Here is a 7,366-nt window from a genome sequence, read left to right on the forward strand (position 1 = left end):
TTGATTTACAGGGTGCTTGCTTCAGGTCAATAAAAGCGTCCCCGCACGCGATGCCCGGGGACACAGGTTAATCAGGTACGCAGACCGCGACCGCGCTCAATCAGGTACCAGGACAACAGGTAGAACACTGCAATAAACGCCACCAGCACCGTCATGGTCAGCGCCAACGGCACGTCGCTGATGCCCAGGAAGCCATAGCGGAATCCGCTGATCATGTAGACGATCGGGTTCAGTTTGGACACCGCCTGCCAGAACGGCGGCAGCAGCGTCAGCGAGTAAAACACCCCACCCAGATAGGTCAGCGGCGTCAACACGAAGGTCGGGATCAGGCTGATATCGTCAAAGGTGGTGGCAAACACCGCATTGATCAGGCCCGCCAGCGAGAACAAAATCGCCGTCAGCAGCAGCGTGGCCACAATCACCCACCAGGCATGCACCTGTAGCGGCACGAAGAACAGCGAGATCACGGTGACCAGCACGCCGACACAAACACCGCGCGCGACACCACCGCCGACGTAGCCGGCGATCACCACGTGCGTCGGTACCGGCGCCACCAGCAGTTCTTCAATATTACGTTGGAATTTGGCGCTGAAGAACGAGGAGGCCACGTTGGCATATGAGTTGGTGATCACCGCCATCATGATCAGGCCAGGGACGATAAACTGCATGTAATCAAAACCGTGCATCTCACCGATGCGTGAACCAATCAGGTTGCCGAAGATGATGAAATACAGCGTCATGGTGATCACCGGCGGTACCAGCGTCTGGATCCAGATGCGGGCAAAACGGTTGATCTCTTTGGCCCAGATGCTCTGTAAGGCCACCCAATACAAACGCATCATGCTTTTTCTCCATTACCGTTAACCAGGGTGACAAACAGCTCTTCCAGCCGGTTAGCCTTGTTACGCATACTCAGTACCTGAACGCCCTGGGTGCTGAGCTGGGCAAACAGACCATTCAGGCCCTGCTCGCGCATCACTTCCACTTCCAGCGTTGAAGTGTCCGTCAGGCGGTGGCGGTAACCGTCCAGCTTCGGTAACGGGCTTTTCGCCGCCAGATCGAGGATGAAGGTTTCAGACTTCAGCTTGGCCAACAGACCTTTCATCGAGGTATTTTCCACCAGTTCGCCGTTCTGGATAATGCCGATATTGCGGCACAGCATTTCTGCCTCTTCCAGATAGTGGGTGGTGAGGATAATGGTGGTGCCCTGAGCGTTGAGCTCTTTCAGGAAGCCCCACATCGAGCGGCGCAGCTCGATATCTACCCCGGCAGTCGGTTCATCGAGGATCAGCAATTTTGGCTGATGCATCAATGCGCGGGCGATCATCAGGCGGCGCTTCATCCCGCCGGATAACATGCGGGCGCGTTCATCGCGCTTGCCCCACAGATCCAACTGGGTCAGGTATTTTTCCGCCCGCACCAGGGCTTCACGGCGAGTCACGCCATAGTAGCCTGCCTGATTGACCACAATCTGCATTACGGTTTCAAACGGGTTAAAGTTGAACTCCTGCGGCACCAGTCCAAGCTGGCGTTTGGCATTAACAATGTCTTTATCGATGTCGTAGCCGAACACTCGCACGCTGCCGGACGTCTTATTGACTAGCGAACTGATAATGCCGATGGTGGTGGATTTCCCGGCGCCGTTAGGCCCCAGCAAAGCGTAGAAATCCCCTGCCTCGACGTTCAGGTCGATCCCGCGCAACGCCTTGACGCCACCGGCGTAAGTTTTGGTTAACTGCGCTATTTCCAGTGCATAATTCATAAGTTAAAAAGTACCTTGTGACGATGAGTATGCTGCTGCGTCTTGTAATGAAGGTGATCTTATCATCAGCAGCGTTTTCACTGAGGCAAATCCGTGCGGAAAATTCAGGTTCCATCCCGCCATACTGTATAAAAAGTGGCTGAATATCGTCTTGCGTAACTGTTCCGATTTCCAAAATGTGATGCTTGTCCTATATTACCCCAACGCAATCTGTTCGTTACAGGTCTATAACCTCCATGAAAGAAATCGAAAAGCTTATCGCTAATAACCATACCTGGTCAGCTAACATCAGCAAGGAAGATCCAGACTTTTTTGAACGTTTAGCCCAGGCGCAAAAGCCCCGCTTTTTATGGATAGGTTGTTCAGACAGCCGCGTTCCCGCGGAAAGACTGACCGGACTGGAGCCAGGTGAACTGTTTGTCCACCGCAACGTGGCCAACCTGGTGATTCATACCGATTTAAACTGTCTGTCAGTGGTGCAGTACGCCGTCGACGTGCTGGAAGTTGAACATATCATTATTTGCGGCCACCTGGGCTGCGGCGGTGTGGAAGCCGCGGTTGAGAACCCGGAACTGGGGCTGATCAACAACTGGCTGCTGCACATTCGTGACCTGTGGTACAAGCACAGCTCACTGTTGGGTGAACTGGAGCCGGAACAACGCCTCGATGTGCTCTGTGAAATCAACGTGATTGAGCAGGTTTACAACCTGGGTCATTCCACCATCATGCAATCAGCGTGGAAACGTGGCCAGAAAGTCATGATTCACGGCTGGGTGTATGGCATCCAGGACGGACGCTTGCGCGATCTTGAAGTGGCGGCCACCAGCCGCGAAAGCCTGGAGATGGGCTATCGCAAGGCCATGGCCACATTGCAGCAGGATAAGGGCATTTAATTCTGTCACGGGCGCGGTAAACCGCGCCCGCAGCTTATTACTCGTCCAGCAGCACCACTTTGCCGACGTACGGCAGATGGCGATAACGCTGAGCGTAGTCGATACCATAACCCACCACAAACTCGTCCGGAATGGGGAAGCCCACGTACTCAACCGGCACTTCAACCTCACGGCGTTCAGGCTTGTCCAACAGGGTACAGATCGCCAGAGATTTCGGCCCGCGCAGCGCCAGAATTTCGCGCACTTTGTTCAGCGTATTGCCGGAATCAATGATGTCTTCCACGATCAGCACGTCTTTACCACGGATGTCTTCATCCAAATCCTTGAGGATTTTCACATCACGGGTGGTAGACATGCCGCTGCCGTAGCTGGAAGCGGTCATAAAGTCGACCTCATGCGGCACTTCAATCGTGCGACACAGATCGGCCATGAACATAAAGGAGCCGCGCAGCAGTCCGACCAACACCATATCACTGCCGCTATCGCGGTAATCTTCGGTGATCTGGCGGCCAAGTTCGGCGATACGTGTCTTAACTTCCTGCTCGGAAATCATTACTTCTACAGTGTGTTTCATAGTTTTCAGGTCAGTTGCCGGAAGAAGGGCGCAGAGTTTAGCATAGCCTGAAGCCAGTGGCGACGCGAGTGCGCCGCCCGTTGTTCCAGAGTGGTGGATCAGTCGGTTACGGTAAAGCCCAGCATCATGCCGGTATCTTCATGTTCCAACAGGTGGCAGTGGGCCATATAAGCATGATCGCTGTTGGCTGGGTGATCAAAACGCACCAGCACTTCACTGCGCCAACCTTCAACCAGCACCGTATCTTTCCAGCCGCTACGGTGGGCCGCCGGGGGCTTGCCGTTTTCCGACAGAATACGGAACTGAGTGCCGTGAATATGGAACGGGTGCAGCATCATGTCGCCTTCACCGGAAATGGTCCATTTTTCATATTTTCCGCGCTTGGCTTCAAACATCGGCTTGGTCATGTCGAAGGCTTTACCGTTGATCATATTGCCATGGCTGAAGTCGAACGGCTTGGCACCCTGATCCATCCCCTTCATATTACCGTGATCCATGCCTTTCATCGCGCCGTGGTCCATGCCTTTCATGTCGGCCATCTCACCGTCGCCTTTAGCCATATTGCCGTGATCCATGCTCATGCCGGCCATGGCCTGATGACCGTAGCGATCCATCAAGGCCTGCATGCCCAGCTTGTCCAACTGCGGGTTCATCATCAGTTGCAGCCAGCGCTCCTGGATCCCGCTCACCGCCGGTAATACAGGCAGTTTCACCAGGCTGTCCGGCATGGTCTTGATACCCTGCGCCAGCGAAGGCTGAATATGCAATACCGGCAGCGGCTGGTCGAACGGTGCCAGCGTCATGCCCATCTGTTGAACCGGCAGCGTGACGATATCAAAGGGTTTGCCATCGGAGGCATCCACCAGCACTTCGAAGCGTTCGCCCATCAGCATCGACAGCTCGGTCAGCTTGACCGGTTCGGCCAGAAAACCACCATCACTGGCGATCACATAGAGTGGACGGTTATCACTGGTTGCCAGATTCAACGAACGCGCATTGCAACCGTTGAGAAAACGCAGGCGCAGCCAGCCGCGAGGTGCCACATGCCGTGGATACAGGGCACCGTTGGTGAACATGCGATCACCGAACCAGCCTACCGCTGCGCTCATGACATCCAGTTGGTATTCAATCTGTGCGTCTTTGCCCAGCCGCTTGTCCTGCAGGATCACCGGAATATCATCCTGCCCCCAGGTTTTCGGCAATGGCAGCTTGCTGCTCTCTTCATCTTCCAACAGCACCAGCCCTGCCAAGCCCATAATCACCTGCTGACCGGTCTTGCCGTGGGTGTGCGGATGGAACCAGCAGGTAGCTGCGGGCTGTTCCACCGTGAACTGCACCCTGCGCGTGGTACCTGGCTGAATCAGCGCCTGTGGGCCGCCATCGACGTCGCCGGGGATTTCCAGACCGTGCCAGTGGACGGTACTGGCCTCCGGCAAGCCATTGCGGATATCCACCGTGACCGGCTTGCCACGCTGCAGCCGTACCGCCGGCCCCAACAATGCACCATTAACCCCCCAGGTTTGGGTTGCCTTGCCCGGCAGCCAGTTCATTTCACCGGTTTGCAGCGCCAAAGCAATTTTCCCCTGCGCGTCTGGCATCAGCAACGGCGGGATCGGCAACGCCGGCAGTTCAGCTGCCCACGCGCCCCGGCTCCACAAGGGTAAAGCACTTGCCGCGCCCAGCGCAGCGGTCAATTTGATAAAATCACGGCGTAACATCGCTGACTCCCTTTTTCAGTGATCGGCACTTAATGCGACGCAAGGTGCAGCTCATTCAATGAACCTGCACCTTGAAAGATTATGGGTATAGCTTTATCTGCGCACAGCCTAAACCCTCCCCTAAGCGGAAGGTCAAGCCTTTGCTGCCGGTTATGTTACCTGCAGGTAATAAAATTTGGTGCCTTTACAGGCAAGTGTGATAACGTCTGTGGACAATAAACAGGTCTATTTTCATGATGAAAAAAACAACGTTACTGGTGCTGTTGCTCACCATGCTGGGGTTCTCCAACGCCAGTCTGGCGCTGAATGAGTCTGAGGCGGAAGATCTGGCCGATCTGACGGCGGTCTTTATTTATTTGAAAAATGACTGCGGCTATAACGACTTGCCCAATGCCCAAATCAAACGCGCCATCGTTTATTTTGCCCAGCAAAACCGTTGGGATCTGAGCAACTATAATAGCTTTAATATGAAGGCGCTGGGTGAAGACAGCTATCGCGATCTCAGTGGTATCGCCATCCCTACCCCCAACAAGTGCAAATCCCTGGCACGCGACTCGCTTAGCCTGCTGGCTTACGCCAACTAATCCCCCGCCTTGCGCTATCTCTGTTTGAAATTCAGCCGTGCATCACCAGGCAGAGTTAGCTATGATGTTGCGCCAATTTTTCATGGCTGTTATTACGGAGTTCCCGCACATGACCCAGAAAGAAATTTGGTATGAAACGCTGCATGCCAACTTCGGCCAGTACTTCTCGGTAGAGAAGATACTGTATCGTGAGAAGACCGAGCATCAGGATCTGGTGATTTTTGAAAACCCGGTTCTGGGGCGCGTTATGGCGCTCGACGGCGTGGTGCAAACCACCGAACGTGATGAGTTCATTTATCACGAAATGATGACCCACGTACCACTGCTGGCCCACGGTCAGGCGAAGAAGGTGCTGATCATCGGCGGCGGTGACGGCGCCATGCTGCGTGAAGTCAGCCGGCATCAGGGCGTTGAGCAGATCACCATGGTCGAGATCGACGCCGGCGTGGTCGAGTTCTGTCGCCAATACCTGCCAAACCACAATGCCGGAGCTTACGACGACCCACGCTTCAAGCTGGTGATCGACGACGGCGTCAACTTTGTTAATCAGACCGATGAAAAATTCGATGTGATTATCTCCGACTGTACCGACCCTATCGGCCCTGGCGAAAGCCTGTTCACTTCAGCGTTCTACGAAGGTTGTGCACGCAGCCTGAACGAAGGCGGCATTTTTGTTGCGCAGAACGGCGTGTGCTTCCTGCAGCAAGACGAAGCGGTCAATAGCCACACCAAACTGAGCCAGTACTTCAACGACGTTAGCTTTTACCAGGCGGCGATCCCGACCTATTACGGCGGCATCATGACCTTCGCCTGGGCGAGCCAGGATCCGGCGCTGCGCCAGCTCGATCTGGCAACGCTGCAACATCGCTTTCATCAAAGCGGTTTAAGCTGTCGTTATTACAACCCGGCAATTCACGCGGGCAGCTTTGCTCTGCCGCAGTATTTGCTCGACGCACTGAACGTTACACGTTAAGCGAGAAGATAAAGGAGGTGAACCAAATTGCATAAGCTAAAACTGCACGGCTTCAACAACCTGACCAAGAGCCTGAGTTTTTGTATTTACGATATTTGTTACGCCAAAACCGCGGACGATCGCGCTGGCTATATCGCCTACATTGACGAGCAATACAACGCCAATCGGCTGACCGAGATCCTGAGCGAAACCTGCTCGATCATTGGCGCTAATATTCTGAACATCGCACGCCAGGACTATGAGCCTCAGGGCGCCAGCGTCACCATTCTGGTCAGTGAAGAACCGGTTGATCCGAACGATGTCGATACCTCGGAGCACCCTGGCCCACTGTCAAAAACGGTGGTAGCGCACCTGGACAAGAGCCATATCTGCGTCCACACCTACCCGGAAAGCCATCCTGAAGGCGGCCTGTGCACCTTCCGCGCCGATATTGAAGTATCGACCTGCGGCGTGATCTCACCGCTTAAGGCGCTGAATTACCTGATCCACCAGTTGGAATCCGACATCGTTACCATGGATTACCGCGTGCGCGGCTTTACCCGCGACGTGAACGGCGTGAAGCATTATATCGATCATGAGATCAACTCGATCCAGAACTTTATGTCTGATGATATGAAGGCGCTGTACCACATGATGGATGTGAATGTTTATCAGGAGAACATCTTCCACACCAAGATGTTGCTGAAGGATTTCGATCTGAAGCATTACCTGTTCAATGCCAAACCGGATACGCTGAGTGCCGCCGAACGTAAAGAGATTACCGATCTGCTGTGGAAAGAGATGCAGGAAATCTATTACGGCCGCAATATTCCGCATCTGTAATGTGTAACGGGCGCGGTATATGAACTGAACCCCAAATGTT

At 54.2% G+C, this 7,366-nt stretch carries 8 protein-coding genes; 4 read left to right on the top strand and 4 right to left on the bottom strand.

The features are described 5' to 3' along the window. Window positions 1-71: 71 nt before the first annotated feature. Window positions 72-842: an ABC transporter permease gene (locus BEI65_RS23300; protein WP_099065287.1), complete on the bottom strand. Its 771-nt coding sequence runs from the start codon at window positions 840-842 to the stop codon at window positions 72-74. Then, window positions 839-1,762 carry an ABC transporter ATP-binding protein gene (locus BEI65_RS23305; protein WP_085118881.1) on the bottom strand — a complete coding sequence of 308 codons (924 nt, stop codon included), beginning with the start codon at window positions 1,760-1,762 and terminating at the stop codon, window positions 839-841. Before BEI65_RS23305 ends, BEI65_RS23300 begins: the two co-directional genes overlap by 4 nt. 236 nt (window positions 1,763-1,998) lie before the next feature. Between BEI65_RS23305 and can the strand changes: the two genes are divergently transcribed. After that, complete coding sequence (gene can / locus BEI65_RS23310; protein ID WP_061807929.1) at window positions 1,999-2,655, top strand: carbonate dehydratase; 657 nt, start codon at window positions 1,999-2,001, stop codon at window positions 2,653-2,655. A 37-nt stretch (window positions 2,656-2,692) separates the two neighbouring features. Here the strand turns inward: can and hpt are convergent, their stop codons facing one another. Further along, window positions 2,693-3,229 carry a hypoxanthine phosphoribosyltransferase gene (hpt, locus tag BEI65_RS23315; protein ID WP_012146700.1) on the bottom strand — a complete coding sequence of 179 codons (537 nt, stop codon included), beginning with the start codon at window positions 3,227-3,229 and terminating at the stop codon, window positions 2,693-2,695. Window positions 3,230-3,327: 98 nt separating this feature from the next. Next, window positions 3,328-4,947, bottom strand: a complete 1,620-nt coding sequence (gene cueO / locus BEI65_RS23320) for a multicopper oxidase CueO (protein ID WP_099065288.1) — start codon at window positions 4,945-4,947, stop codon at window positions 3,328-3,330. A gap of 236 nt (window positions 4,948-5,183) precedes the next feature. Between cueO and BEI65_RS23325 the strand changes: the two genes are divergently transcribed. The 3 genes from BEI65_RS23325 to speD all read left to right on the top strand — a co-directional run bounded on the left by BEI65_RS23325 (window position 5,184) and on the right by speD (window position 7,326). Continuing rightward, window positions 5,184-5,531, top strand: coding sequence for a YacC family pilotin-like protein (locus tag BEI65_RS23325; protein WP_099065294.1), 348 nt, complete (start codon window positions 5,184-5,186; stop codon window positions 5,529-5,531). Window positions 5,532-5,640: 109 nt separating this feature from the next. Next, window positions 5,641-6,504: a polyamine aminopropyltransferase gene (speE, locus tag BEI65_RS23330; RefSeq protein ID WP_099065295.1), complete on the top strand. Its 864-nt coding sequence runs from the start codon at window positions 5,641-5,643 to the stop codon at window positions 6,502-6,504. 27 nt (window positions 6,505-6,531) lie between these two features. Next, complete coding sequence (gene speD / locus BEI65_RS23335) at window positions 6,532-7,326, top strand: adenosylmethionine decarboxylase (RefSeq protein ID WP_099065289.1); 795 nt, start codon at window positions 6,532-6,534, stop codon at window positions 7,324-7,326. Window positions 7,327-7,366 lie beyond the last annotated feature (40 nt).

The sequence above is a fragment of the Serratia sp. BW106 genome (assembly GCF_002607755.1).
Lineage (GTDB): Bacteria > Pseudomonadota > Gammaproteobacteria > Enterobacterales > Enterobacteriaceae > Serratia > Serratia proteamaculans.

Coding starts and splice junctions, on each gene's coding strand:
- cueO (WP_099065288.1), bottom strand. CDS start 4,947: ATGTTACGCCGTGATTTTATCAAATTGACCGCTGCGCTGGGCGCGGCA.
- BEI65_RS23325 (WP_099065294.1), top strand. CDS start 5,184: ATGAAAAAAACAACGTTACTGGTGCTGTTGCTCACCATGCTGGGGTTC.
- BEI65_RS23300 (WP_099065287.1), bottom strand. CDS start 842: ATGATGCGTTTGTATTGGGTGGCCTTACAGAGCATCTGGGCCAAAGAG.
- can (WP_061807929.1), top strand. CDS start 1,999: ATGAAAGAAATCGAAAAGCTTATCGCTAATAACCATACCTGGTCAGCT.
- speE (WP_099065295.1), top strand. CDS start 5,641: ATGACCCAGAAAGAAATTTGGTATGAAACGCTGCATGCCAACTTCGGC.
- hpt (WP_012146700.1), bottom strand. CDS start 3,229: ATGAAACACACTGTAGAAGTAATGATTTCCGAGCAGGAAGTTAAGACA.
- BEI65_RS23305 (WP_085118881.1), bottom strand. CDS start 1,762: ATGAATTATGCACTGGAAATAGCGCAGTTAACCAAAACTTACGCCGGT.